The sequence below is a fragment of the Paenibacillus amylolyticus genome (genome assembly GCF_003719335.1).
Classification (GTDB): Bacteria; Bacillota; Bacilli; order Paenibacillales; family Paenibacillaceae; genus Paenibacillus; species Paenibacillus amylolyticus_D.
The window spans coordinates 472,591-498,096 of sequence record NZ_RIAS01000001.1; the positions used below are offsets into that span (position 1 = coordinate 472,591).

The 25,506-nt window shown below is 44.1% G+C and carries 23 protein-coding genes; 4 read left to right on the forward strand and 19 right to left on the reverse strand.

Features of this window, described 5'->3' with window-relative positions; all coding sequences use genetic code 11:
• Nucleotides 1-9 precede the first annotated feature (9 nt).
• The 8 genes from bshC to EC604_RS02190 form a co-directional block, all read right to left on the reverse strand.
• Entirely contained in the window at nucleotides 10-1,641 is a 1,632-nt protein-coding gene (gene bshC, locus EC604_RS02155; protein WP_123062536.1) for a bacillithiol biosynthesis cysteine-adding enzyme BshC, read from the reverse strand.
• Nucleotides 1,642-1,797: 156 nt separating this feature from the next.
• Complete coding sequence (locus EC604_RS30785; RefSeq protein WP_123062537.1) at nucleotides 1,798-3,567, reverse strand: ABC transporter ATP-binding protein; 1,770 nt, start codon at nucleotides 3,565-3,567, stop codon at nucleotides 1,798-1,800.
• 17 nt (nucleotides 3,568-3,584) lie between these two features.
• Entirely contained in the window at nucleotides 3,585-4,502 is a 918-nt protein-coding gene (locus EC604_RS02165) for an ABC transporter permease (RefSeq protein WP_240036646.1), read from the reverse strand.
• Between the two features lie 11 nt (nucleotides 4,503-4,513).
• Entirely contained in the window at nucleotides 4,514-5,446 is a 933-nt protein-coding gene (locus EC604_RS02170) for an ABC transporter permease (protein ID WP_123062539.1), read from the reverse strand.
• Nucleotides 5,447-5,636: 190 nt separating this feature from the next.
• Nucleotides 5,637-7,337, reverse strand: coding sequence for a peptide ABC transporter substrate-binding protein (locus EC604_RS02175; RefSeq protein ID WP_123062540.1), 1,701 nt, complete (start codon nucleotides 7,335-7,337; stop codon nucleotides 5,637-5,639).
• A gap of 150 nt (nucleotides 7,338-7,487) precedes the next feature.
• On the reverse strand, nucleotides 7,488-7,862 hold the full coding sequence (locus EC604_RS02180; RefSeq protein ID WP_123062541.1) for a DUF3397 domain-containing protein: 375 nt from the start codon (nucleotides 7,860-7,862) through the stop codon (nucleotides 7,488-7,490).
• A complete protein-coding gene (locus tag EC604_RS02185; RefSeq protein WP_123062542.1) occupies nucleotides 7,862-8,833 on the reverse strand; it encodes a ketopantoate reductase family protein in 972 nt (323 codons plus the stop codon). Before EC604_RS02185 ends, EC604_RS02180 begins: the two co-directional genes overlap by 1 nt.
• 167 nt (nucleotides 8,834-9,000) lie before the next feature.
• Entirely contained in the window at nucleotides 9,001-9,651 is a 651-nt protein-coding gene (locus tag EC604_RS02190; protein WP_123062543.1) for an RsfA family transcriptional regulator, read from the reverse strand.
• Nucleotides 9,652-9,966: 315 nt separating this feature from the next.
• On the opposite strand from EC604_RS02190, the gene EC604_RS02195 reads away from it, so the two are divergent.
• Both EC604_RS02195 and EC604_RS02200 read left to right on the forward strand, forming a co-directional pair.
• Nucleotides 9,967-10,203 carry a DUF2626 domain-containing protein gene (locus EC604_RS02195; RefSeq protein WP_090923772.1) on the forward strand — a complete coding sequence of 79 codons (237 nt, stop codon included), beginning with the start codon at nucleotides 9,967-9,969 and terminating at the stop codon, nucleotides 10,201-10,203.
• A 179-nt stretch (nucleotides 10,204-10,382) separates the two neighbouring features.
• Nucleotides 10,383-11,462, forward strand: coding sequence for a hypothetical protein (locus EC604_RS02200; RefSeq protein ID WP_123062544.1), 1,080 nt, complete (start codon nucleotides 10,383-10,385; stop codon nucleotides 11,460-11,462).
• Here EC604_RS02200 and EC604_RS02205 read toward each other — a convergent pair.
• Both EC604_RS02205 and EC604_RS02210 read right to left on the reverse strand, forming a co-directional pair.
• The gene (locus EC604_RS02205; RefSeq protein ID WP_123062545.1) at nucleotides 11,459-12,730 is read right to left on the reverse strand and encodes an extracellular solute-binding protein; all 1,272 of its coding nucleotides are present in this window, start codon (nucleotides 12,728-12,730) and stop codon (nucleotides 11,459-11,461) included. The two genes, EC604_RS02200 and EC604_RS02205, sit on opposite strands and share 4 nt — an antisense overlap.
• Nucleotides 12,731-12,977: 247 nt before the next feature.
• Nucleotides 12,978-14,312, reverse strand: coding sequence for a PhoH family protein (locus EC604_RS02210; protein WP_123062546.1), 1,335 nt, complete (start codon nucleotides 14,310-14,312; stop codon nucleotides 12,978-12,980).
• A gap of 227 nt (nucleotides 14,313-14,539) precedes the next feature.
• Here EC604_RS02210 and EC604_RS02215 point away from each other — a divergent pair, with 227 nt between their 5' ends.
• Nucleotides 14,540-15,196, forward strand: coding sequence for a YhcN/YlaJ family sporulation lipoprotein (locus EC604_RS02215; RefSeq protein WP_123062547.1), 657 nt, complete (start codon nucleotides 14,540-14,542; stop codon nucleotides 15,194-15,196).
• Between the two features lie 7 nt (nucleotides 15,197-15,203).
• Here the strand turns inward: EC604_RS02215 and EC604_RS02220 are convergent, their stop codons facing one another.
• From EC604_RS02220 to EC604_RS02245, 6 genes are all read right to left on the reverse strand, one after another.
• Nucleotides 15,204-15,656, reverse strand: a complete 453-nt coding sequence (locus EC604_RS02220; RefSeq protein WP_123062548.1) for a pyridoxamine 5'-phosphate oxidase family protein — start codon at nucleotides 15,654-15,656, stop codon at nucleotides 15,204-15,206.
• 95 nt (nucleotides 15,657-15,751) lie between these two features.
• Complete coding sequence (locus EC604_RS02225; protein ID WP_123062549.1) at nucleotides 15,752-16,813, reverse strand: LCP family protein; 1,062 nt, start codon at nucleotides 16,811-16,813, stop codon at nucleotides 15,752-15,754.
• A 90-nt stretch (nucleotides 16,814-16,903) separates the two neighbouring features.
• A complete protein-coding gene (locus tag EC604_RS02230; RefSeq protein ID WP_090923778.1) occupies nucleotides 16,904-17,200 on the reverse strand; it encodes a YlaH-like family protein in 297 nt (98 codons plus the stop codon).
• A gap of 310 nt (nucleotides 17,201-17,510) precedes the next feature.
• Nucleotides 17,511-19,358: a translational GTPase TypA gene (typA, locus tag EC604_RS02235; RefSeq protein WP_090923779.1), complete on the reverse strand. Its 1,848-nt coding sequence runs from the start codon at nucleotides 19,356-19,358 to the stop codon at nucleotides 17,511-17,513.
• A gap of 186 nt (nucleotides 19,359-19,544) precedes the next feature.
• Nucleotides 19,545-20,039 (reverse strand): LiaF transmembrane domain-containing protein, encoded by a 495-nt coding sequence (locus tag EC604_RS02240; protein ID WP_429349870.1) that lies wholly within the window; start codon nucleotides 20,037-20,039, stop codon nucleotides 19,545-19,547.
• Between the two features lie 418 nt (nucleotides 20,040-20,457).
• Nucleotides 20,458-21,117 (reverse strand): TerC family protein, encoded by a 660-nt coding sequence (locus EC604_RS02245; protein ID WP_123062550.1) that lies wholly within the window; start codon nucleotides 21,115-21,117, stop codon nucleotides 20,458-20,460.
• Between the two features lie 87 nt (nucleotides 21,118-21,204).
• Here EC604_RS02245 and EC604_RS02250 point away from each other — a divergent pair, with 87 nt between their 5' ends.
• Nucleotides 21,205-21,897, forward strand: a complete 693-nt coding sequence (locus tag EC604_RS02250; RefSeq protein ID WP_123062551.1) for a TerC family protein — start codon at nucleotides 21,205-21,207, stop codon at nucleotides 21,895-21,897.
• A 175-nt stretch (nucleotides 21,898-22,072) separates the two neighbouring features.
• Here the strand turns inward: EC604_RS02250 and thiI are convergent, their stop codons facing one another.
• The 3 genes from thiI to EC604_RS02265 form a co-directional block, all read right to left on the reverse strand.
• Complete coding sequence (gene thiI / locus EC604_RS02255; protein ID WP_123062861.1) at nucleotides 22,073-23,314, reverse strand: tRNA uracil 4-sulfurtransferase ThiI; 1,242 nt, start codon at nucleotides 23,312-23,314, stop codon at nucleotides 22,073-22,075.
• 8 nt (nucleotides 23,315-23,322) lie between these two features.
• The gene (locus EC604_RS02260; RefSeq protein WP_123062552.1) at nucleotides 23,323-24,471 is read right to left on the reverse strand and encodes a cysteine desulfurase family protein; all 1,149 of its coding nucleotides are present in this window, start codon (nucleotides 24,469-24,471) and stop codon (nucleotides 23,323-23,325) included.
• A gap of 165 nt (nucleotides 24,472-24,636) precedes the next feature.
• A complete protein-coding gene (locus tag EC604_RS02265; protein WP_123062553.1) occupies nucleotides 24,637-25,383 on the reverse strand; it encodes a lytic transglycosylase domain-containing protein in 747 nt (248 codons plus the stop codon).
• Nucleotides 25,384-25,506: the final 123 nt, after the last annotated feature.

Below are 25,506 nucleotides of genomic sequence, written 5' to 3' on the forward strand. Positions count from 1 at the left end.
AATAGATACTTACAGGGATATAACCTTGTGTTCTCCCCGGAAGTCAGTAGATGCTTGAATCAGTTCCTCGATCCAGTCGGTTCCATAACGATTCAGGTAAAAGAGTGCATTATGTACTCGTTCCTGGGGTTTGCCCATTGGGAACAGAGCATTTTGAATACCGTTCCAATGCCTCAAACTCACTTGATGTTTATCCTCAATAGCCTTGCGAGTCTGACGTTCCAAATACTGAATCTGTTCGTTCATTTTGGCTAAATTCGCTTCACCGATCCGGTTCAATCCTGGATGCACTTCTGCAACCTGATCCAGCAGCGGACGATAAAGCGCCATAAATTGCTCACGGATCTGTGTGAACTGCTCGTCAACCTGGAATGTTTCCTGCTGAGCCAGCCACTGTGCTTTCTTTTCTTCCAATTGGTTCTGTACATCCTGGAAAGAAAGTCCGTATTGTTTCATATATTTGCACTGCACATCCTCCATAATTGTGAAGGAAAGGCGTGGAAGTAATATCGGCATTTGTAGCCCAAAAGTACGGAACGCTTCGCGAGTCAGTCCCCAATATGCAATTTCTCCATGCCCTAAAATAACTGCCGCCACAGGCAGCAATGAATCTTGCATTAAAGGTCGGGTGAGCACATTGTTACTGAAACGCTCAGGATGATCTGCTAATTCTTGTAACAAACGTTCCTCCGTAAAAGACACCAGCCCTTTTCGATCTTGATACAGGTTATCTTTCAGCGTTAATAACAAGCGGGTGCCTTCATGAATATAAAAGAGATTGGCCCCATCTTCAGCTACTTCTGCTGGCATAGCATAACCAGCTTGTTCTACAAGCGATGCTCCTTGTAAATAGGCTTCACGCAACGAATCATTCTTCCGAATTAAACGCTCGAATATGGGCTTCTCTAACTTACGCAATTCAGGATCAGCAGCATCCATGAGTACCAGTCCAGTGCCTGCAAACAAAGCTGATATCATTCGCGCAAACGCATCACTTAGATTCGTAGTGGACTGATGGATTTCTGTAACCAGCTTTATTAACTCCGGCTTATGAATGGTATCAGGCAACAATTGTTCTACCTGCTGCAGTACCGTCCTCCACTGTTCCCACTTCACTTCCACACGACTTACCGAATCTCTGCCTTTAAAATGTCCTTGCAGTTTGACTTTGTGAATCTGTCCTTGCGTATCAGGTAAATGCGTATGATTTACCTCATCCCAGTCATGGTCTTCGCCCGCAATCCAGAACACAGGAATAACTGGACGTTTCAATTGCTGTTCTGCTTCACGCGCAGCTGCGACCACACTAGCCGCCTTGTATATCACAAACAATGGTCCAGTGAACAAGCCGCTCTGTTGTCCCCCAGTAACGACGAGTGCATTCTCTTCAACAAGGCGGGTAATTGAAGCATGAACCTTGTCATGATCATTTACTCGCTTATTATATAAACGTAAATACGCCGCCAGTTCACGACGGTCAACACGTGTATGCTCCGATTGTTTCAGCCATTCAGCACGCGCGTGGAGGCCATCTTCCCAGCGAATGTTATATTCGTAAAGGCTTCGCGCAGCATCTGTCATACAGATATAATCCTCTGCAAGCTTTGATCCGCTGCGGAGCGCCTCGGTGATCCCTTTCATGAGGTCTGCCTCCTATTCTGCTTCTAAAGAGCCTTCCTTGATTGTACCGAATTCAGTAGCTCTTCGTCAAAGCAAAGTCATAAATAATATAAAAAAAACCGCCGATTTAAATCGGCGGTTATGATGTATATAATAGCATATTCGTTTTCGAAACTATTATACGTAAGGTTCTGACACCCAGTGCCCTTTGGAAACCTCAATCAATTGAGCATTTTCCAAATTATACGGATCATTTTTAGGACCGCCCGATGCATTTTGAATTGGGCCAGATTGTTCTTCCGGCAACAAAATGCGGCGTTTATTCGCTTCTACTTCCGGATCTGGAACAGGGATCGCAGAAAGCAATGTTTTGGTGTATGGATGAATTGGATTCGCGTACAGCTCTTCACTCTCAGCCAATTCTACCACTTTACCCATATACATAACAGCAACACGGTCACTGATATGTTTCACCATGGACAAGTCATGGGCGATAAAGAGGTACGTCAATCCAAGGCGTTGCTGCAATTCCTCAAGCAATTTAACAACCTGAGCCTGAATGGATACATCCAGTGCAGAAAGCGGCTCATCACAGATGATAAATTTAGGGTCAACAGCAAGTGCACGCGCAATCCCGATCCGCTGTCTTTGTCCACCGGAAAATTCATGCGGATAACGCAAAGCATGACTTGGGTTAAGACCTACGAGGTCTAATAGCTCCTCTACCCGTCTCTTGCGCTCTTTAGAACTTGTTGCCAGCCCGTGAATATCCAAAGACTCTCCGATAATATCCATAACGTTAAAACGCGGATTCAGTGAGGCATATGGATCTTGGAAAATCATCTGCATGTCTTTACGCATTTCTTTCATCTTGCGCGGAGACAATTTGTAAATGTCTGTACCATTGAAGTTAACACTTCCGCCCGTTGGTTCATAAAGGCGCAGAATAGTGCGTCCAGTCGTCGATTTCCCGCAACCTGACTCACCTACAACACCAAGTGTTTCTCCTTCAAAGATGTCGAAGCTCACATCGTTTACAGCTTTAAGGATATTACCTTTGCCAAGGTTAAAGTATTGTTTCAGGTTTTTCACTTGAACCAAAGGCTTGTTACTTCCTTTGACAATACCTGCCGGAGTTGGCTTTTCTTTTTTCGGCTCGTCCAGACGCGGGAGAGCATTCAACAATTTAATCGTGTAAGGATGCTGTGGGTTACTGAAGATTTCAGCCGTTGTCCCTGTTTCTACAACTTCGCCTTCCTTCATAACAACTACACGGTCACACATGCCCGCTACAACACCAAGATCATGAGTAATCAGCATAATGGATGTTCCAAGCTTTTTCTGCATGTCTTTCATGACATCCAGAATTTGAGCCTGAATGGTAACGTCGAGTGCTGTTGTCGGCTCATCCGCAATCAGCAAAGACGGACGACAAGCAAGTGCAATTGCAATCATCGCACGCTGACGCATACCACCAGAGAATTGGTGCGGATAATGATTCATGCGAATCGCTGCATTTTTGATTCCTACAAGTTCAAGCATCTCAAGAGCAGCTTTGTTCGCTGCCTGCTTGGACATATTTTGGTGTTTACGCAATACTTCCGTAATCTGTTTACCAATTTTAATTGTAGGATTCAAGGAAGTCATTGGATCCTGGAAGATCATACCGATATCTTTACCACGAATAGATTCCATTTGTTTATCTGTCTTATTTAGCAAATCCTGCCCGTGAAACGTAATTTCTCCGCTCTTAACCTTCGAAGGCGGGGAAGGGATCAATTTCATGATCGTCTGGGCGGTAACACTCTTACCACTACCGGATTCACCTACGATCCCTAGCGTTTCTCCTCTGCCAATTTCGAAACTCACATTTTTAACGGCATCAAATTCACCCGAGCGCGTCGAAAACGATACACTTAAGTCTTTGACTGTTAAAATCGGCTCCATAATCCCACCTCCTCTTTCTATTTACGTAATTTCGGATCAAGTGCGTCGCGCAGCCCATCACCGAGCAAATTAAATGCAAGCATTGTAACAACCATCAAACCAGCCGGGAACCACATCCGCCATGGATACAGCGTCCAGCCCGTAAGTGCATCGTTAATCATGGATCCAAGGGAAGATCTTGGTGCAGATACACCCAGACCGAGGAAACTCAGGAATGCCTCAGCAAAAATCGCATTTGGAATGGACAATGTCAATGTAACGATAATCGGCCCAACTGCATTTGGCAACAAGTGGCGGAACAATTGACGTCCAGTACTTGCCCCCATCGATCTTGCAGCAAGGATAAAGTCTCTATTTTTCAGTTGCATAATCTCACCACGTACAATCCAGGACATACTAATCCAGCCTGTAATAGTGAGCGCAATAATAATCGTTGTAAGACTTGGCTCCAAAACAACCAGCAACAGGATAACAACCAGCATGTAAGGCAATGAGTACAAAATCTCGGAGAACTTATTCATAATCCCATCAACTCGTCCACCGTAGAAACCCATGATCGCACCATAGATGACCCCGATCACAAGGTCAATCAACGCCGCAGCCAGACCTACTGTCAAGGAGACACGCGCGCCTACCCATGTTCTTACCCATACATCGCGGCCCAGATCATCTGTACCAAACCAGTGATCCGCACTTGGAGCAGCGTTCGAATTAAGCAAATCATTGGAATAATAATTGTACTTCGTAAACAAAGAAGTTGGTCCAATTATAGCAAACAGTACAACAAGCACCAGCACACCCAGGCTAATCATTGCCGCTTTATTGGTTGCCAGTCTGTACATTGCGTCTCTAAAAAGGGAAATACTCTCTTGCGGCTTTACCGCTGCCTGACTGTTCAGGTCAGTGTTCGCCGTTCCATTATTGTTATTATTCATGCCAGACAACGTTATGCCCCCTTCCGGCTTTCCAGCTTAATTCTAGGATCAACCAATACGTAAGCGATATCTGTAAGGAAACGCGCTAACATTAGGAGAATACCATAGAAAATAGTAATTCCCATGATCATAGTGTAATCCCGGTTCGTAATACTTTCGACAAATACTTTGCCAATTCCACCAATGTTAAAGATCTGCTCAATGACAACAGAACCTGTAATAATGTTAGCGGTCATTGGTCCTACATACGTAACAACAGGCAAAATACCGTTCCGTACAACGTGCTTAAACATGATGGCAGGCCATTTCAAACCTTTGGCTTTCGCCGTTTTGATATAGTCTGCATGTAAAACTTCCAGCATGCTTGAACGCGTTAGACGTGCGATAAAAGCAATCGGTGATGCGGACAGAGCAGCAACAGGCAGAACATAGTCAAGCGGCCCATCAAAGCCCATAACGTTAAACCAGCCTAGTTTAAACGCAAACACATACTGTAATAAGGATGCGAGCAAGAAACTCGGTACAGCGATCCCTATGACAGCAAGCACCATAGTTACATCATCAATCAGTTTACGGTGATATACTGCTGCAAGCAGACCAAGCAATACCCCTACAATGATAGAGATGATGATTGCAAAGATACCTAGCTTCAACGAAGCTGTAAATGTTTCACCAATCATGTCAGAGACATCCCGGTTTAGATACTTCATTGAAACTCCGAAGTCTCCTTTAACAATCCCACCCATGTACTTCAGGTATTGTTCATACATCGGTTTGTTCAGACCGTACTTTTCTTCGAGGAGAACCCGAATTTCAGGTGAGACTTTTTTCTCCGATGTAAAAGGGTCACCAGGAATGGCCTTCATCAGGAAGAAAGTCATCGATGCGAGTATGAAAAGCGATAGCAGCATAAATAGCAGTTTTTTCAAAACGTACTTAACCAACCCTTGCACACCTCCACAAACAATATTTTGTATACAAATCGATTGTAGAATCAGACCACAATAAAGTCCAATCCATTTATCGGAAATTTCAAGAATTATAAGGAAAATCAGTGCACATACAAAAAAATCGGGATATATATGGAATTCCACATATATATCCCGAAGCAATCATATTAGACTTCAGAACAACTTACTTCTCTTCCAGATATGCACGAGTGAAGTCAATCGCTCCACTGAAATCAAGTTGTACACCTTTCAGGTAAGGCTTAGTCAAAGATACGTTAGTGTAGTAGTAGATAGGCATTACAGCCATTTCATCTTGAACCAAAATTTTCTCAGCATCAGCAAAAGCAGTCATACGTGCTGCTGCATCAGCTGTTTTCACAGTGTCTTTTACATCTTTATCATACTGCTCGTTGCTGAATTTAGAGTCGTTGTTTGTGTTGCCAGTAGTCCACATTTCCAAGAAGTTGTACGGATCATTATAGTCAGCAGACCAGCCCGCACGAGCGATTTGGAAGTTTTGATTTTGGCGGTTCTCAAGGAATACGCCCCACTCTTGGTTTTCAGTTTTCACATCAACACCAAGGTTCTTTTTCCACATATCAGCAATAGCCAAAGCAATTTTAGCGTGATTGTCACTTGTGTTGTAGATCAAAGTGACTGTTGGCAATGTAGTATAGCCTTCTTCTTTCATACCTTCAGCAAGCAACGCTTTAGCTTCATCCACATTTTCAGTGAAGTAGTCGTCTTTGTGCTCGTCGCGGAATTCGCCGTTTTCACCACGGATACCTGGAGGAACGAATCCGAATGCTGGAATTTGTCCACCTTGTGTTACTTTATCAACAATCAGTTGACGTTGAATAGCCATTGCAAATGCTTTACGGATTTTAACATTGTTGAATGGTGCTTCATTTACGTTGAACTGATAGTAGTACGTACTTGCGATACCCGTAGCTTTGAACTCGTTTGGCAATTCAGCCTTCAAAGAAGGAATTTGGTCCGTAGGAACCTCACCGTTAGGTGCACCAGTATAGTCCAGTTGTCCTGATTTGTAAGCTTGCAGTTCGGAAGCACTACTGCTTGTCAGAGACATATCGATTTGAGTCAATTTGATATCAGAAGCTGCATGGTAGCCTTCGTTTTTCTTCACTACAATTTTTTGACCTTTAGAATATTGATCCATTACAAACGGACCGTTAACGATCATGTTTTTATAGTCTGTGAAGAATTTGTCATTCGTATCAGCAGATTTGTGTACTGGATAGTACGTGTAGAATGCTGTCAGACCCAAGAAGTAAGGCGTTGGGTTTTCCAATGTAACTTCAAGTGTGTGCTCATCATTAGCTTTCACACCCACTTGGGAGAAATCAGTGATTTTAGTACCTTTGTAGTCTTTATCTTTGCTCATGTTGAAACCTTCAGCACCCTTGATGTAGTACAATTGGTATGCATAAGGAGAAGCTGTTTCCGGTTTCAAAGCACGTTCCCAAGAACGAACGAAATCTTCAGCAGTAATAGGATCTCCATTGCTCCATTTTGCATCTGGGTTCAGGTTGAACACATATTTCAAACCATCTTCAGAAACTGTCCAGTCTTTAGCAACACCAGCGGCTTCTTTGCCGTTTTCGTCAATGCGTACCAGACCTTCGTACAAAAATTTCAAAACCGTGTTCGTTTGGCTGTCTTTTGCTTGAGCCGGGTCAAACGTAGGAGGTTCAGCCGTTAAGTTAATTTTCAAAACTTGATCTTTGGCAAGACCTTTTTCTCCGCTTGCAGAATTGTTATCTGTTGTGGTACCTGTGCCTTCATTTTTCGATCCGCACGCTGCAAGTACGGTACCGAACGCCAAGATCAGCGTCAAAAGGACTAATAGACTTTTCCTTTTCATCTAACTTTTCCCCCTAAATTGATGTGGTTTATGTTTATAGATTATACAACCACCGGTCAAAAAAATCTACATTACTTTTTCAGAAAGTAATGTTTTTTTCAGTTTTCGACAAAATCGACACATCTTTTCGAGATTTCGCGTTATGTAACCTCACATTTGATTCATAATGTATCTAAATAATCCAAATAAAGTAAACAAAATATAACCAAAACTCATCATTACAAACGACATGCGCCATACGGCCCGGAACATTCTTCCCCCATCAACCTTTCCTTTTAGTCGATTTTGCGCACCCCCGATAAAACCAAGCGCTATTAGTATGAGTATTAATGTCAGATAAAAACCAAAATTCGAATCAAATGTTAAGTTGAATAACGCAGACACGGAGAAAATAAGGAAAAATGTAGTGACATCCATAGCTGCTCGCAGTGCAGTCGACTTATCTTTCTTCCATACCATCATGCCCCAATACATGAGTAAAAAAGGAAAAAAGGGCAATATACTCAATACGATGAAAAATCCCATTAACTCACCCCTTCTGATTGCATACCTTGGATCAAATGAAAAAGCATTTCATGTGTAGGTACCTTCAGATTGAACTCCTTTGCCATTCTTATGATTGATCCGTTAATTGATTCAACCTCTGTTATGCGTTTATGTAGTACATCTGCCAGCATGGAGGACGTATTCGAAGCAGTGTCGCGGCATACCCCCTGAATCTGATCCCACAAATCTCCTTCCAATTGCACGTTCATAGCTCCATACACGGTCATTGCCTCATCATACAACTGGCGCATAATGCTAACTCGTTCCTTCATGTGAAGCAATTCACCATTGGGGATTCTCCATATTGCCGTAAGCGGGTTGATCACCGCATTAATGAGCAGTTTTCTGTATATCAGCTTATCGATTTCATTCGACACTGTACAGTCAAATCCTGCCTGTTGCACAACCCTGGCTAAAGTAAATATTTGTTGTTCATCTATTATTCCCACGTTTGTTTTCGTCAAACTCTTGCTCAGGCCCAGAAGTGTTTTTCCATCGCCGGCCCGGTTCACCTCACCTTTGGTACGTTTAGCCCCTTCAGTTGTAATCGCACTACACAGCAATGCATTTGGCAAAGCAGCCTGTAGCTTCTCCAGATGACCAAGACCATTTTGATAACAAGCAATCTTTAATGGCTGCCGTGTCTCTAACGTTAACGTTGCTGTCTGTTCAATAAAATGATCAATATGAGTTTGCTTCACAGTGAGTAGTATCCAGTCTCCAGGCTCCTTGTTCCAATGATTCTCCAGTTGCGATGCCGGGTAAGCCCGAATCTCGTTGGGCCTAATGTGAATTTCTTTCTCCTTCTCAGTAATCGTAATCCCTTCTCGCTTAAGCTCATCGGCCTGTACTGATGTTCTAGTCCAAAAACGTACACTTTCACCTGATGCTTGCAACTTCCCTCCATATAAAAGTCCTAGCGAGCCTGCTCCTACTACATCTATAATCATCTGATCCCCCTGTTCTGGTCATGTTACTGTACCATTTGAATCAATCCGAAAAATCTTCTTCTATAATAGAACAAAATGCACACAACTAAAAACCCGTCATACCAACCGTATAATTACGGAGGTTTGGCGGGTAAATATTACAAGGTTACTTTTACTTTTGAATATAGCTACTCAATCCGTTCCAAGTTTCCGTTGGCATCCATTTTGAACCTTGTCTTGAGTTCTTCTTCTTCTTCAGATAAAAAGGCAAGCCTGCGTGCACGATCCATAATTTGGATCAATGCTTTGTAATCATCGTTCACCACGCGATAATCGGTTTGAACCTCATTAACTTCCTTGGACAACCTGTCGTTCTCACAACGTAATTCATGCAGTTCGTCTTCCTTCTCACGCAATTCCTTTTCAAGCATTTTAAGCTGACGATTACTCTCCTGTGCAGTTCCTTTCCACTGCCTTAGGAAACGGATGACTGCATCCATAGATAAGGATTCATCCGACACACCCTCCGTCTTGAAAACACCTTCCTCAGCGTCTAATGTTGCCAGTGCAGCAACCTGTGGACCAAGCATTGCCGGCTGTTTTCTTAGATAGCTCCGCTTCTGCCTTTGTGCTTTAGCATTGCTAATCGCAGATTCATACTTTTTACGCACACAGCTGTTCCAACGGAACCCACAGGCAGCCGAAGTTCTGCCTATTTTTTCGCCCACTTCTTCAAAAGCGGCTAGCTGCGTACTGCCTTCCCGAATATGACGCAATGTAACCTCCGCCAAAATCAAATCATCCTCTGTGCTCCAAGCATCCTGTCTCACTGCAGTCATGCTATAATACCCTCCTAACACCATCCTGAAATAACCGTCCCCATAACCGGTAACCCGTTATGTGAATTAGGTATAAAAGTTGCTTTACTCAATCTTATGCCTCTCATAGAGTTCATAGAATTGATTTCATACTAAAATGTATTTCCACATTCAGGTCCCCTCATACGTGATTAATATAATTCTGCATACTTTTAATCTAAAGCGTATTAAAAAAAGAATTCGCTTTCATACCCAAATTTGTTTACACGTTTTTCCTTTGTCGGTATAATATTATGTAGACAATCTATGAACGTACATAAGAGAGGAGGATTTACCGTGGCACGCATGTTTCGGGTACTCGGGTTCTTCACGCTTGCGATTGGCCTGATGGCTTTTGCAGGAGATTTAGTCGAAATGGCTTTACTGTTCTTCCTGCAGACTGCGTTTTTTGTTCTTTTGGGATACTTGAAGTTTACAGAACGTACGTACATATTGCTCTTCTGGGGTTATATGATCGTGACGTTCACAGGGTTCAGCTACTGGACTGTATTTCAAATGGGACTGCCGCTCTAATCCGCCAGCAGCATCAAAGCAATCCGGCTCTTGTCGGATTGTTTTTTTGTTTTTAAGATTACATATGAAGATATAATGGTATGTAACCATTAAGGATATTTTTCGTACGGATTTCATATATTGTTTGGAAGAGTACTCATCTGCAGGATTTTACAAGGATTAAAGAAAGGAGAATGATTGTGAAGCATCGATATGGCCTAATCGCCATCTTGTACATTATCATATTGTTCGTGCAGTCCGCCTCATCATACGTTTATGGAGAAACTTCACCCGAAGAGACGCAAGCCATTCTGCAAAAGACATTATCTATTGTAGAGATTGATCATGAAATTAAACGTATAACTGAACAGCAGACACAATTAGCCAAGCAACATGAGACACTAACTGCCCAACTGCTGCAACAGAAAAAGGAAATACATATCCAGCAAGACCGCGCCGGAGCTGTTGTAAGGTCCTACTACACGGGAGAGCGTGACAGCCTGCTCATGACAGTACTTGGAGCAAGATCATTTAAAGATTTGTTTGTTCTATATGACTACTATCAAATCATCATTGGTAAAGATCAAGCCGTTTTGGACAAGTATCAGACCCGCTACAATCAACTGCAGCATACGTCTGATCAAATCCGCCAAACCTCTATAGAGCTCACCGAGATGAAAACCAATCTCGAGAACCAGCGAACAAGGGTAGCCTCACTGCAAAAAGAAGTGGATAAGCAAATAACCGCCAGCGGTGACGCGGCAGCTATCCAAAAATTAATGAATGAATTAACGTTGTATTGGGAAAACGTCGGCATATACGAGGTAAAACGTTATTTCAAGGCATTGGCGTCAGCCATGCAAAACTTGCCCGATTTTGTGCAAAAGCAAAACGGAGCCATTTCTACTACGGGCACAACGTATACCATCCGCATTGGTCAGGACGAATTAAATGCGTTTTTACGCTCACAAAATGAAATTTTTGAAGATTTTGCGTTCACATTTGATCAGGATAAAATTACAGCTTCGGGTAAGCGTGATCAATTACAATTAAGCATTGAAGGACACTATACGGTCGAGAACGAACCGCAAAATTCCATTCGTTTTCATGTGGATAAGCTGGTGTTCAATCAGCTTGAACTGCCTGATACAACACGCAGCATGTTGGAGAAAGAGTTCGATCTCGGTTTTTATCCGCAAAAAATACTGTCCTTTGTCAAAGCTACGGATGTTTCCACAGATGAAGGGGTTTTGGAAGTGAAATTAGCGATTTCATTTTAGGGGTTAACCGTTTTTCTAATGCTGCTCACATACTGGGCAGCACTGATCTCCCCTTCGAGAACCTGTTGCACTCGTTTTTGAAAACGATCGATCATCATTTTGTTTTCAATCGATTGCACCGGAGACTCTTTGGCGAACCATGATTGGTTTAAAGCCATATTATACCGACTCTCAACATCCCCAACTTCCTTCTCACTCTCTTGTTTTCTTGCAGGCAAACGTTTGGTTTGTTTATACCACTTTTTCTGCGTTACTGCAGAAGACATGCCTTCAATCCAATGACTCGCTGCATCCGTTTCCACAGCTCCTGCTGTAATAACCAGACTTCTGGATTCTACCGCCCGCAAAGCCTGCAAAGAGACAGGTGAAGAAAATGTCCCCCGACCTTTGGCAGCTTCATCTGCATGTAAAATACGAGATAATGTAGATACAAACATCGGGGTTGGCACCTTATCATCCGAAGCAGCTAATACTGGATCTACAGACATGGTTATAATATGGGGTTGGAGCTCGCCGAGTAAGCTGATCCCCTGTTGAAATTCATTTGTCATAGAGGTACGCTGCATTCTTAGAATCTGGTCGGGACTCATTCCTGGCGGCAAGTAACTCAACCACGCACTCGCTTCGTAAATATCATCTATATTCAACGAAATCAAAGGTGCGCTCTTTGTTTGAGATTCCTTGATTAACTTAGACCATTGCTCCCTATTCTGTGGAAAGCCCTGCAACCCAGCCTCATTCAAATATGAGGGTATTACTCCCATCACATAAGGATCTACATCAAAGGGCATTGCCCATTGATATCCGTTCCACTCTGTTATTCCTCGTAACTCAGCAACTGAATCGCCAAGAGCTTTGGAAAGCGTTGTCGCATTTAAAGGAAGCAAATAACCTTTTTTGGCATAATGTTGAACTTGGTCACTATCCAATAAAATAATATCTCCGTTCTCCCCCAAGGAAAACTCCTGATCGAGCACCTCTTTATACTCATCCGGTTCCACATTGCGGAGATTAATCTCAACGTAAATAGAAGCCGCTACTTCTTTAGCCACTTTTTGAAAAGACTCAAACTCGGCTTTGGACATGGATACCATTACATCGAGAGGTGCACTTGTATTTTGATTACGGGATGAAACACCCGTGTATGTATCTTTCTCTTGATTTCGTCCCTGATTATGCTGCGAACCTCTAAAATCAAAGCTAGGTGAAAGGATTGTTAGCGAAAGCAGTAAAACTGCAAATAAAACAACCTGATGTCTACGCTTCATTCACTCTCCCCCTTGAAATAACTTATTTTATATTTTCTCGCAACCATTATTGTAACAAATATGTAGTGCTCTTGTCCTACCCTGCCAAAAAACACTTTTCTTGTATTTTGCATATTAAGAGCATATACAGTTCTGTATAACATTTGATTTTAATTTTTTCAGCAAAAAAAGCCGACTTCAAAAGTCGGCTTGTGCTTTAAATCATTTTCCGGGAAATAAATCCAACTTTGTAACGATCGAGAGCTTGTTACAACAAGTCTGCCGCAAGCTGTGCCAGCTTGGAACGTTCTCCTTTTTCAAGCATAATATGCCCACTGATTCCCTCTTGTTTGAAACGTTCGACAATGTAGGTCAATCCGTTGCTTGCGGAATCCAGGTAAGGGTGGTCAATCTGCTCAGGGTCACCCATCAAAATAATTTTACTACCTTCACCCACCCGGGATACTATTGTTTTCACTTCATGACGAGACAAGTTCTGTGCTTCATCGATAATGATGAATTGACCGGGAATCGATCTTCCGCGGATATAGGTCAGTGCTTCAACTTGAATGCTGCCGAGACCCATCAGTATTTTGTCTATATCTCCAGCCTTTTTTGTATCAAATAAAAATTCAAGATTATCATAGATGGGTTGCATCCAAGGACGAAGCTTTTCTTCCTTCTCTCCTGGCAAATACCCGATATCCTTGCCCATCGGCACGACGGGACGCGCGATCAGCAGTTTTTTGTATTTGTGATCATCCTCTACTTTCAGCAATCCTGCTGCCAAGGCGAGCAGTGTTTTACCTGTACCCGCTTTGCCAGTTATTGTCACAAGCGGAATATCGTCGTTCAACAGAAGCTCCAATGCCATCCTTTGTTGTGCATTTCGGGCGCTAATCCCCCAGACATTATCATTACTGAGGAACAATGGCTCCAGCTTTGTACCTTCGGTATTCACTTTAAGCAAAGCGGATTTGTTCGTACCCATCTCATCCTTCAGAATGACAAATTCATTCGGATAGAGTGAATAAGACAGTTGTAACGGTTTGATCGGCAAGAAACGATATGTGTAAAACTCATCAATGACAGACGGGTGAACTTTCAGCGCTGTATATCCAGGGTACAACTCGCTAAGTCCAGCAGTCCGATCCGATAAGTAATCCTGTGTGATCAGTCCAAGTACGTCCGCCTTGATCCGTACCAGAACGTCTTTACTAACAAGAACAACTTGTCGCTCCACCACTTCTTTTTCATTCTCTTCAATCTGATAATTCAGCGCGACGGCCAAGATTCGATTGTCATTGGACACTTCCCCGAACATTTCCTGAACTCTCACAAAACTGCGGTGATTAAGCTCAACTTTTAGATTGCCTCCATTCGCAAGAGGTACGCCACTGTGCAAGTGACCCAGTTCCCTGAGTCCATCCAGCAGTCTGGACACATTGCGTGCGTTACGGCCGATCTCATCGGCATTTCTTTTTTTGGAGTCAATCTCCTCCAGTACAACCGCGGGAATGATTACCTCATGTTCTTCAAAGGCAAATATGGCATTGGGGTCATGCAGAAGCACGTTGGTATCCAATACAAAAATCTTTTTCATTCAATCCCCTCCAAAGCGGCGTCGTTAAAGGCATGGGCTGGAACGTGTTCTCGGGAATGACGAAGTTGCTCTTACGAGCCTTCCGTTTCCCCTCATTCCCGAGTTCATCTTGATCATGTGATCTTCAGCAGCGGCATGGACAATCATGCTCCCATACATAAATGTATTCGACTAGGGCAAAATAATTGTCAACCATTCTGAAAAACTCCAAGAAAGGATGAACATTTATGAAAATGGGGATATGCACGCTGCTTCTAATCTTTGTTCTTACTGGCTGTAATACTTCTACACGTAACGCTTCACAGGAACCGCATGAGATGCATCCAAGAAGTTACGGAGGAAACATAACCACACAGCAAGAAGATCGAATGAATCCTTCACGCTTAGATCACTTCAACGAAAATACAGGCGAGGTACATGATCTCAATGTTGCGGATGATACAGAAATGGGCCGAATGACAAATAAAAAACGAGTGAGTCACCTCAAAGCACTTGCCAAGCAAGTTGAAGGTGTGCAAGATGCTAACTGCGTTATACTCGGCAACACAGCGGTTGTCGGCATTGATGTCGATGGTGATCTCGAACGGGCACGCGTTGGTACGATTAAATACGCCGTTGCAGAAGCTTTGCGCAAAGACCCGGAAGGTGTGGATTCCATCGTAACCGCCGATGCTGATGTCACGGAGCGTATCAAAGAAATTGGTGAGCATATCCGTAAAGGCCATCCAATTTCCGGTTTTGCTTCAGAACTTGCCGATATGGTTGGGCGCATCATTCCACAGCTTCCGAAAGACGTCAAAGTTCGCCAAAACCCGGATGAACCTGCTCAGGATCAGTACATGCAACAACACAAATCGGAAAAAAGACAACAAAAAGCCCAGTGATCTCTCACTAGGCTTTTTTCATTGCCGCAAAGACTTGCTCATCAAGCTTCTCTGCGGCACGTTGGTCGTATATTTTGACAAATTGAGGCACAGAGGACAGTTGAGCACCATAGAACAGGGCATTCCTCACCGCTTCAATCCGAATGTCGAAACAGCACATATTAAAGGGTACGTCTTGCAATGGATCTTGTCGCACGGAAGCACGTCCATTGACTGCATACACCATCTCTTCGCCAAAAACAGTAATCGTAATCAGCGGATTGTGTATCATATTATTTACCAGACGGGAACGATGATCAATCGCCAAACGAAAAGTCGATGCATTTTCAGCATAAATCCAGGAGATTGCTGTAGAAGTCGGACCTCCAGATTCGACATCAACGGTGTTAAGAAGCACAAAAGTCTCGTCTTTAAACTGCTGTAAAAGAGAATCTGTTAACTGTGTGACGGCTTCGGACATTCAACCAGCCCCCTAACCTTCTTTATGCAATTCTCATCTTGGTTGATGTTATTATAGCACACCGCGAACCGAGCTTCCAATCCCCAAAACGTAAGCTATTCTTTGGGGGTTGATGCCGTCACTTTACCTGAAAGTGTATCTTGCAGCGCCTGTTTGGCATTGGCCAATTCTGTCTCATTAATATATACATAAGGACTTCTCCACTCCCCCGTAACCGGAGTAAAGTGTACATTTTCGGTGGAAATATTCCAATAAGTCGCTATAAAGTTTTTCATTTGTTCGGATTCCACATCCGTAGTCATGTTTTTATCTACCGCACTAATCACTTTGCCAATCTTGGTGATTCCGCCAAGCGATTTCATCTGATCCAGCATAGCATTCATTACTTGGCTCTGGCGTTTATTGCGATCAAAATCATTGGACTCGGCCGTCTTTGGCTTACAGTTGGACTTACGATAGCGAACAAAGTCAAGCGCCTCTTTTCCGTCCAAATGCTGGGCTCCTGCCTTCAAATTAATATCCGTATTGTCAGCCGTATCTCGGTAACACATGTTTTTATCAACCGTAACATCAACTCCACCGACGGCGTTTATCGCATCACGGAAAGCCTGAAAATTCAGAACCGTTGTATAGTTGATATCCACACCGAGGTACTTTTCCATCATTTCTTTCATCTGATCCTCTGCCTTTTTGCCAGAGGTCTTTTCTTGTGTTTTGAATCGTGGATAATAAGCATTTAGTTTGTTCGACTTGTAGCCGCCCAGCTGAATACGCGTATCACGAGGTAAGGATACTACCGTTGCAGTCTTCGTATTCGGATTAAGTGCAGCAACCATCACAACATCGGATAAAAACGTACCCGTTTCGGGACGATTATCTGTACCTAACAGCAACATCGTCAGTGGTTTGGTTGTAGCCGACATGCCTGGAGGAACGGGTTTATCAATCCCCGTATTCGCAACTTGGTTGTATAGCCAGTACACATATCCCCCACCGACCAAAATACCGATCACAAGCAGACTGAGAAACACCCTGATGAATCCGCGCATACGCTTCTTCTTCTTCGGCGGCTTTCCCTTATTGCTTTTGTTGCCTGAATTGCTAGGTGAATTCGAAGCTTGTCTTCGTGGAGGCAATCCGTTTGAATTTGAATTCATGTTCTCAACACCTTTATCACATCTGTTTGGTCTACATAAAACACAACCGCTTTCCCAAGGGAAAACGGATGTGTTTATGCATAGACAGCATTATGAGTTTCGAGCGGAAGCTTCCGCTTTTTTCTTTTGACGACCTTCAACGAAATAACGCACGCGCACTAACAGCATCAGACCAACAGCTACCAGCAAACATTGAATGATGGGCAACTTATCGATCTGAAAAATAAGAAGCATGAACGTACCCATCGCCATCAAGATATATAACACAATTTCCTTACCGATTGGCAATTTCTGACGAACCCGAAAGACCTTGTTATACACGTAAGTAATCAGTACAAAGATGACGATATAGGCGATGATCGGGTGTGATGCAAACCATGCTTGCATGTTAAGGCATCTCCTTTCATGATCATGCTGTACAAACTTCAAGCATTGGCGGGACTTTACTGCTGCACAATGAGATTCTTCGTCGCTCGTTCGACCGTTCCGAGATCGGATCGTTCTTTTGATCGCTGTTGTCCCCGAATTTCTATGAACACTCTATCAAGTGTTGAAATTCGGGGACAAAGGCGAGCGCTTCGCTTCTGCAGAATCGATTCCTCTCCCTCCACTACAAGTGGCGAGAGACAGGAATCGTTCCATCGTGCAATAGGGTCCCTTCAAACATTGACTTTTGTATCTCTTAGGGTAGTGGGTGTTACGCGTTATTTTGAGCCATTTTGCGTTGTTTTTCTGCACGCTCACGCTCGGATTTGTTCAAAAGCTTCTTACGAAGACGAATGGATTTCGGCGTGATTTCACAGTACTCATCATCGTTCAAATATTCAAGCGCTTGTTCCAACGAGAAAATAATCGGCGTTTTAATTTTAACCGTATCATCTTTACCGGAAGAACGAACGTTAGTCAGTTGTTTTTCTTTACAGATGTTAACAACGATATCATTGTCACGTGTATGCTCACCAACAATCATACCTTCGTAAATTTCTGTTCCAGGCTCAAGGAAGAGCGTACCACGATCCTCAACACCCATCATTCCGTAGAACGTAGATGTGCCCGTTTCCGTTGAGATCAGTACACCTTGGTGACGTCCACCCACTTGACCGGATACGACTGGAGCATAGCTGTCAAATGCATGGTTCATTACGCCATAACCACGAGTCAATGTGAGGAAGTTCGTGCTATATCCAATCAGACCACGTGCAGGAATCAGGAACTCCAGACGTACTTGACCGCTACCATTGTTGATCATGTTAACCATCTCTGCTTTACGTGCGCCTAGGCTCTCCATAACGGAACCCATGCTTTCTTCAGGGATGTCAATCAACAAGCGCTCAACAGGCTCCATTTTCTTACCGTCAACTTCTTTGATGATAACTTCCGGTTTGGATACTTGAAGCTCATATCCTTCACGACGCATATTTTCAATCAGGATACCGAGGTGAAGTTCACCACGTCCGGAAACGATAAATGCATCTGGGCTCTCTGTTTCTTCAACACGAAGAGATACGTCGGTTTCTAATTCTTTTAACAAACGCTCGCGCAGTTTACGGGAAGTTACCCATTTACCTTCGCGGCCTGCGAATGGACTGTTGTTTACGAGGAATGTCATTTGCAGTGTTGGCTCATCAATTTTCAGAACCGGCAAAGCTTCAGGGTTGTTCGGATCAGCAATCGTTTCACCGATGTTGATATCCTTAATACCTGCGATCGCAACGATGTCACCTGCGCCGGCTTCCTCTGTCTCTACACGTTTCAGACCTTGGAAACCGAACAGTTTCTCGATACGAGCTGTTTTGCTTTTGCCATCACGCATAATAACAGTAACGGATTGGCCTTGACGGATCACACCGCGGTTTACACGACCGATAGCGATACGTCCAAGGTATTCATTGTAGTCCATCAGCGTAACGAGGAATTGCAGTGGCTCTTCAACGTTCTCTGTTGGATGAGGGATATGACTTACGATGGTATCGTAGATCGCCATCATGTTGTCATCTTGTTTGGCAGGATCGTCTTCCATGCTGGATGTTCCGTTCAATGCGGAAGCATATACAACAGGGAATTCGAGTTGTTGATCGTTGGCACCCAGTTCGATGAACAGGTCAAGTACTTCATCAATAACCTCAGCCGGACGAGCCGCTGGACGGTCAATTTTGTTTACAATTACGATTGGAGTCAGGTTGTGCTCCAGGGCTTTACGAAGTACGAACTTCGTTTGTGGCATACAGCCCTCATAAGCATCAACAACGAGCAATACGCCGTCAACCATTTTCATGATACGTTCTACTTCACCACCGAAGTCGGCGTGTCCAGGTGTATCTACAATGTTAATCAGATAATCTTTATACGTTATAGCCGTGTTTTTGGCCAAAATCGTAATACCGCGTTCACGCTCCAAATCGTTGGAGTCCATTGCGCGCTCCTGTACAGTCTCGTGGTCACGGAATGTACCGGATTGCTGGAGCAACTTGTCGACTAGTGTCGTTTTCCCGTGGTCGACGTGGGCAATAATCGCAATATTGCGAATGTGTTCTCTTGAATGCATGGTTTGTATCCATATCCTTTCCAATTTCAATTCTTATCTACTAAACTTCCCGCAAAATCGCAGGTTACTCACAAAATAAGCGTCGGTGATAACCCGACGCATGTCTATATCCCTTATATTATAGTTTATCATAGGTAAAAATCAAGATATTTCGCTCGAAACTCCATAGGTTAAGACAGGAGATGTTTACCATCCCTTACCTCGCCCTATACGCCCTCGCCCAGCAAGCAACCAGACTCCACCCAAGATGAGCAGAACAGCGAGTACATAAATGATCCCTGTCTGTAGCAGCGTAAACGCCAGCAATACGATGGAAACCGCCCCGATAATTAGGGCAGCAGGATAGACAAATTCGGGTCTTCGCCGCTCAACTGCACCGTATCCAAGCAAGCCGACAGCAATTGCAAGCAACAGGATTGGCCACAAATTTCTCATGAGTCCAGCCCCCCATATATTCGTTATACTGAACAGTACACCATATACTGTGAGAACTCCCGCAGGCACTAACGACCAGGACGGCGTCATCCGGGCATAAAACAACGCATAAAGAGCAATACCTGGCAGTAATAGCAACAGTGGCCAGAAATTTCGACCGATAAACCCAAACACCCCTAATTTGCCGAGCAAAATGACAAGACCAGCAACTACAATAAATAGTCCGATTGCTCTTTCATTCTTCATTATAATCACCTCTGGTTTTTGTTAATTATGTAATTTCTAAACTGTGCTGATTCCCGGCACTGAACACCTTTTGAATTGCAAAAGCGAGCTATAACCTGATGTTAACAGTGTATCTGATGTTTCCACAAAAAACTATACTGATGTCGAAAATGAGTCGTCCTAGCTCAGGTAAAATAAACATAACGCCTCCAACCTTAATCTGTATTCCCCTTAGAGACACCATATATAATATTATAGCAGCTTACGACACAAAGATTACTTTCCCTCCTTAATGCTCTATCCTCTACACCTTTATCGTTCACAGGCGAAAAAAACGCAGACTCTTCTTGGCGGAACTCCTCAGGAAGATTTAAAAACAGAAAAGGTATCCCTTATGGGACACCTCTCAAACAAAAATTATTCCAACCCATGTTGACATCTACGCATTCCGTCGAACAAATCTGTGTGCCCCTCCCGCTGCTATAACCAGACAAGCCAGAGCTGCTGGCAACATCGCATGAGCTTGTGCTGCCATTCCACCTAGCCAGTCCCCCAGCTTCGGATCTCTCATTAACATTTCTCCTGCAGTAAACGCCAGTATACCTGAACCCGCAAACACCAAAATCGGAAACCGTTTAAGCAGACCCACAATGATGCCGCTGCCCCACACTACAATAGGAATACTAATTGCAATCCCGATGACGATTAGTGCCAGATCTCCGTCCGCCAAAGCAGCTATCGCTAATACATTATCCAGACTCATCACGAAATCAGCAACCAGAATCGTCTGAATCGCTTTCCATGTTGTAGATGCATTACGGATATGTACTTCATCGTCGTTTTGAAGCAACAGCTTCAGCGCGATCCAGAACAATAGCAAACCGCCTGCCGCCTGAATAAAAGGGATCCCCAGCAACAGTACAGCTGCGAAAGTAAGTACGCAACGTAGAAGTACTGCACCAAGTGCGCCCCACCACACCGCTTTTTTACGTTGAGCCGGAGGTAAATCTTTGCTAGCCATTGCAATGACAACCGCGTTATCTCCACTCAACACCAGATTGATCATTAAAATTTGCGTTAATAACCATAGTGTATTCATCTCCTCATCCCCCCACTCTAACTTGTATGTGAAAGATGTACATGCTATTCTTAGTGTTTGAAGAATATATAAGGAGTGACATATCGCATGGAGCTGTTTAGTCCAACATTCTGGCTGTCCTTGTTGAATGTTGTTTTTATTGATCTGATCCTGGCTGGCGATAATGCCATCGTCATTGGTCTTGCAGCCAGAAATCTCCATTCTTCTGTGCAAAAAAAGGCGATCCTGTTCGGCACTGGCGGTGCACTTCTCATCCGAATTGCAGCTACCGTCGTTGTATTATGGTTGCTCAAAGTGCCTTGGCTCTTGCTTGTAGGAGGTTTGCTTCTGGTCTGGATTGCCTATAAACTGCTGGCTGATCAGGGAGAGGAGCACAATGACATTCAAGCTGATACTTCCCTCTGGGCCGCTGTTCGTACAATCATTATTGCAGATGCAGCCATGGGACTAGACAATGTGATTGCCGTAGCGGGGGCTGCACAGCAACATCTAGTACTTGTTATCCTCGGATTGCTGATTAGTGTCCCGATTATCGTTTGGGGCAGCACCTTATTTATCAAACTGATTAACCACTTTCCCTGGATTATCTATCTTGGCGCCGTTGTACTAGGTTATACTGCTGCCAATATGATTACTGAAGAAAAACGGATTATGCCTTTTTTCACGGAGCATCCGGCACTCCGCTTCCTGTTCATCGTTGTAGTGATTGGAGGCGTTGTCTTTGCGGGTTACCGTAAACGAACCACAAGTAGGAAAGCTCACCAACGTTCCTATTCATAGACGAGTCAGGGATATGGAAGCAATACAAGCAATGCATTTACGAGATAACGTCTCACAAAAAAGAACAGGACCGAACCCTTCTTACATGGGTTAGTCCTGTTCTTTTTGTGTTCTATTTACATTTCATTTGTTATGTCTACCTCTAATGTAGTATGCCTACAGATAGCAATCACAATTAAAACCAGTCATCCTTCATTTCACTGTTCTCTGGCTGCCCCGTCAATACTGAAGCTTCCCCGGCATACAAAGTTATTGTTTCTGTCTGTTCTACCGCTTGATCCAGCCATTCCGGCAGATGGCTCATCGTTGCTTCGATTTTGTCCACAATCCGCAGATTCGGATTGGTTGATGGTGATTTTGGAACAAACAATGTACAGCAATCCTCATAAGGCAGAATGGAGATGTCATAGGTACCAATCTGTTTGGAAAGTGAAACAATCTCCTGTTTGTCCATCATGACCAGTGGTCTCAGTAGAGGCAGGTCTGTAGCGCGTCCGATGACATTCATGCTCGGAAGGGTTTGGCTTGCCACCTGACCCAGACTATCACCAGTAATGAGCGCCAGTGCACGTTCGCGTTCTGCCAGCTTGGTGGCAATTCGTAGCATGGAACGCCGCATTAATGTAATAATCAGATTATCCTGGCCCAACTGAGTGAATGCGGTCTGAATCTCCGTAAATGGAACCAAATGTAATTTGATTGAACCGGCATGATCTGCAAGTGCACGTGCAAGATCAATCACCTTTTCTTTGGCCCGCTGACTGGTAAAAGGATAACTATAAAAATGCACACACTCGACTTCAAGCCCCCGGCGCATGGAAGACCATGCGGCTACAGGACTGTCTATCCCCCCGGATAAAAGAACCATTGCCCTGCCATTTGTTCCAAGCGGGAACCCACCTGCGGCAGGAATGACTTCACTGAAAATATAAGTGCCTTGTTCGCGGATTTCTACACGCAGCTCGATATCAGGGTCACGAACATCGACCTTCAACTGTTGAAATTTGCGTAAAATCGGTGAACCAACCAAATGGTTTGTTTCATGAGAAGAATGCGGGAAGACCTTCCACACTCGACGTGCGTTTACCTTGAAGGTCGTGACTTCGCCGAATTCTTGAGCTCGTTCATCCATAAAAGCAACCGCTGTTTGCACAATTTCTTCAATCTCGGAAGGCGTTACTTTCACAGGACTGATGGACGCCACACCAAATACACGTTTGAGCACGGGAATAAGCTGTGTGTGGGATTCACCGCCAAGATCCACGTAGACTCGGCCATATTCTTTACGCAGACTTGCACCCGGATAAGGCTTAAGCAGTGCCTTAACTTGAGTGATGATGGTTTTCTCAAATCGCGCACGATTTTTTCCTTTTAACATAAACTCTCCAAAACGGAGAAGAAGCATATCATAATTCAACATTTAATTTACAACCGCCTTTCGAGTGGCCGTAATTGTGCCACCATCTGATGCAGCGCCTTTTCCAACATGGCTGCATCCTCTTCTGTATGTTCATCACCAAAACTAATTCGCAATCCCCCAGAGGCACAGGCAACATCTCTTCCCATGGCAAGCAGCACCCGGCTTGGTTCAGCCGAACGGGAGGAGCATGCAGACTGGGTGGACACCGTGCATCCAAATTGCTCTAGGGTATGCAGTGCTACTTCTGCTTTCATAGCAGGATAGGAAAAATGCACAATATGTGGCGCTCCGTCTTGTGTACTGTTGAGCTCGAGCTCTGGGATAGAAGCAATCGTCTTCATCACCCGGTCTCGGAGTAAGCGGATGCGACTCGAAAAATCAATTTGTCTTTCCGTTGCGATCCGCATCGCCTTGGCCATGCCCACAATCAGAGCCGTATTCTCTGTTCCTGCCCTGAGCCCATGCTCCTGCGAACCACCAGATAGAAGAGGTGTAAGCTCTACGCCACTTCTCACATAGAGGAGCCCGGCACCTTTCGGCCCACGGACTTTATGAGCCGACAAACTGTACAGATCAGCTTTCCATTTGGCTGGTGCAACGTGCACTTTTCCGAACCCCTGAACACCGTCCACATGAAAAAGGACTCGCGGTGCGTTTTTTTTAAGCAGATTACCAATCTCTTCTACCGGGTGAATCGCACCCGTCTCATTGTTTACATGCATCAGACTAACAAGCACGGTATCCGAACGAACAGCTTTTACTACCTGCTCAGCAGTAACGACACCTGTTGAATCTACAGGGATAAAGGTTACGTCCCATCCCCATTGCTGTAACTGCAACACACTTTCATACACAGATGCGTGCTCCGTTGCTGTCGTTATAATATGTTTTCCCCGTGAGCTATACCGAAGAGCAGCCCCCTTGATCGCAAGATTATTACTCTCCGTTGCTCCGGATGTAAATACGATTTCATCTGCTTTTACACCGATTGCAGCAGCACAGCCTGTCCGCGCTCGGCGTAGTAATTGATCTGCACGTTCACCGTATCCATGAATCGACGACGCATTTCCGAACTGTGTTTCCATAATTTCCGTCATTGTGCGAACCACATCTGGATATGGAGGAGTCGTTGCCGCATAATCAAAATATTTCAAAACGAGGCGCACCTTCCTTATTCGTTCGTTCATTCATTAACCTATAGTGAGCATTGTACCACGATCTCCGTACAACACAAAAAAAGACCAACCGAAAGCAGGCAATGAAGGCCTGCCTTTTAAGCTGGATCTCTATGTTTGGGGCATGCTCAGAAAATGTCCCTTTTAGATCATAAATTTAGAACGAGCTCGCTCCACTTTAGTAATATAGTTCTGTGTTTCCACAGGCAGCAGATGAAGCATGCTCATCAGTTCATTATCATTCGTAACTCCAAGTCTAGATACTCGCCCCGGGCCAGCATTATATGCAGCTAAAGCCATTTTCTCCTGTCCGCCAAAGCGCTGGAGTTGAAGGGATAAATATTGGGTCCCGGCATCAATATTTTGACCCGGATCAAAGGAGTCACTCACACCAAGTCCAGCTGCCGTACCATCCATTAATTGCATCAGACCCTTCGCACCTGCAGAAGAAACAACATTTGGATTAAAACCCGATTCTGTATCGATAACAGCTTTGATTAAAGATTCAGGTACACCGTACTTCGCACTAGCCTGTGAGATTAGTGATTCGAAATCCGTAGGCACCGATTTGCTGGAATCAGCTTGTCCTGTATTGCTCAAAGCAAGCAATGAATCCGGATTACCTGCCTGGGAAGAACCCGTTATATTCATATCGGGACTATAGGTACTGCCAAGTTGCAACCACAACAAACCGTCGTTGGATCGTTTAGAGGTCGAAGCCTGAATCACCGTATCGCTCAGACTACGAGTATCCGCATTTAACAATCCATCCATCATATTTGAAAAGTCAGTCGTCGAACCAGTCGGCACAGCAGATCCGTTCGTTTGATTATTGATATTAGACAATTGCAGCTCCAGTAATTGCCGCGAATTGCGTGGATCGATTTGCATGAGTTATCTCCACTCCCGTTTCATTCAAGCTAGATGACTTTATTCTACATGGTTTTACAGACAGGTTCCATCATTTTCATAAAAAATAGCTGATTAGGCGTTAAAAATATGCGCAAATGTGAA

Coding starts and splice junctions, on each gene's coding strand:
- bshC (WP_123062536.1), bottom strand. CDS start 1,641: ATGAAAGGGATCACCGAGGCGCTCCGCAGCGGATCAAAGCTTGCAGAG.
- EC604_RS30785 (WP_123062537.1), bottom strand. CDS start 3,567: ATGGAGCCGATTTTAACAGTCAAAGACTTAAGTGTATCGTTTTCGACG.
- EC604_RS02165 (WP_240036646.1), bottom strand. CDS start 4,502: ATGAATAATAACAATAATGGAACGGCGAACACTGACCTGAACAGTCAG.
- EC604_RS02175 (WP_123062540.1), bottom strand. CDS start 7,337: ATGAAAAGGAAAAGTCTATTAGTCCTTTTGACGCTGATCTTGGCGTTC.
- EC604_RS02180 (WP_123062541.1), bottom strand. CDS start 7,862: ATGGGATTTTTCATCGTATTGAGTATATTGCCCTTTTTTCCTTTTTTA.
- EC604_RS02185 (WP_123062542.1), bottom strand. CDS start 8,833: ATGATTATAGATGTAGTAGGAGCAGGCTCGCTAGGACTTTTATATGGA.
- EC604_RS02190 (WP_123062543.1), bottom strand. CDS start 9,651: ATGACTGCAGTGAGACAGGATGCTTGGAGCACAGAGGATGATTTGATT.
- EC604_RS02205 (WP_123062545.1), bottom strand. CDS start 12,730: ATGAAGCGTAGACATCAGGTTGTTTTATTTGCAGTTTTACTGCTTTCG.
- EC604_RS02210 (WP_123062546.1), bottom strand. CDS start 14,312: ATGAAAAAGATTTTTGTATTGGATACCAACGTGCTTCTGCATGACCCC.
- EC604_RS02215 (WP_123062547.1), top strand. CDS start 14,540: ATGAAAATGGGGATATGCACGCTGCTTCTAATCTTTGTTCTTACTGGC.
- EC604_RS02220 (WP_123062548.1), bottom strand. CDS start 15,656: ATGTCCGAAGCCGTCACACAGTTAACAGATTCTCTTTTACAGCAGTTT.
- EC604_RS02225 (WP_123062549.1), bottom strand. CDS start 16,813: ATGAATTCAAATTCAAACGGATTGCCTCCACGAAGACAAGCTTCGAAT.
- EC604_RS02230 (WP_090923778.1), bottom strand. CDS start 17,200: ATGCAAGCATGGTTTGCATCACACCCGATCATCGCCTATATCGTCATC.
- typA (WP_090923779.1), bottom strand. CDS start 19,358: ATGCATTCAAGAGAACACATTCGCAATATTGCGATTATTGCCCACGTC.
- EC604_RS02240 (WP_429349870.1), bottom strand. CDS start 20,039: ATGAAGAATGAAAGAGCAATCGGACTATTTATTGTAGTTGCTGGTCTT.
- EC604_RS02245 (WP_123062550.1), bottom strand. CDS start 21,117: ATGAATACACTATGGTTATTAACGCAAATTTTAATGATCAATCTGGTG.
- EC604_RS02250 (WP_123062551.1), top strand. CDS start 21,205: ATGGAGCTGTTTAGTCCAACATTCTGGCTGTCCTTGTTGAATGTTGTT.
- EC604_RS02265 (WP_123062553.1), bottom strand. CDS start 25,383: ATGCAAATCGATCCACGCAATTCGCGGCAATTACTGGAGCTGCAATTG.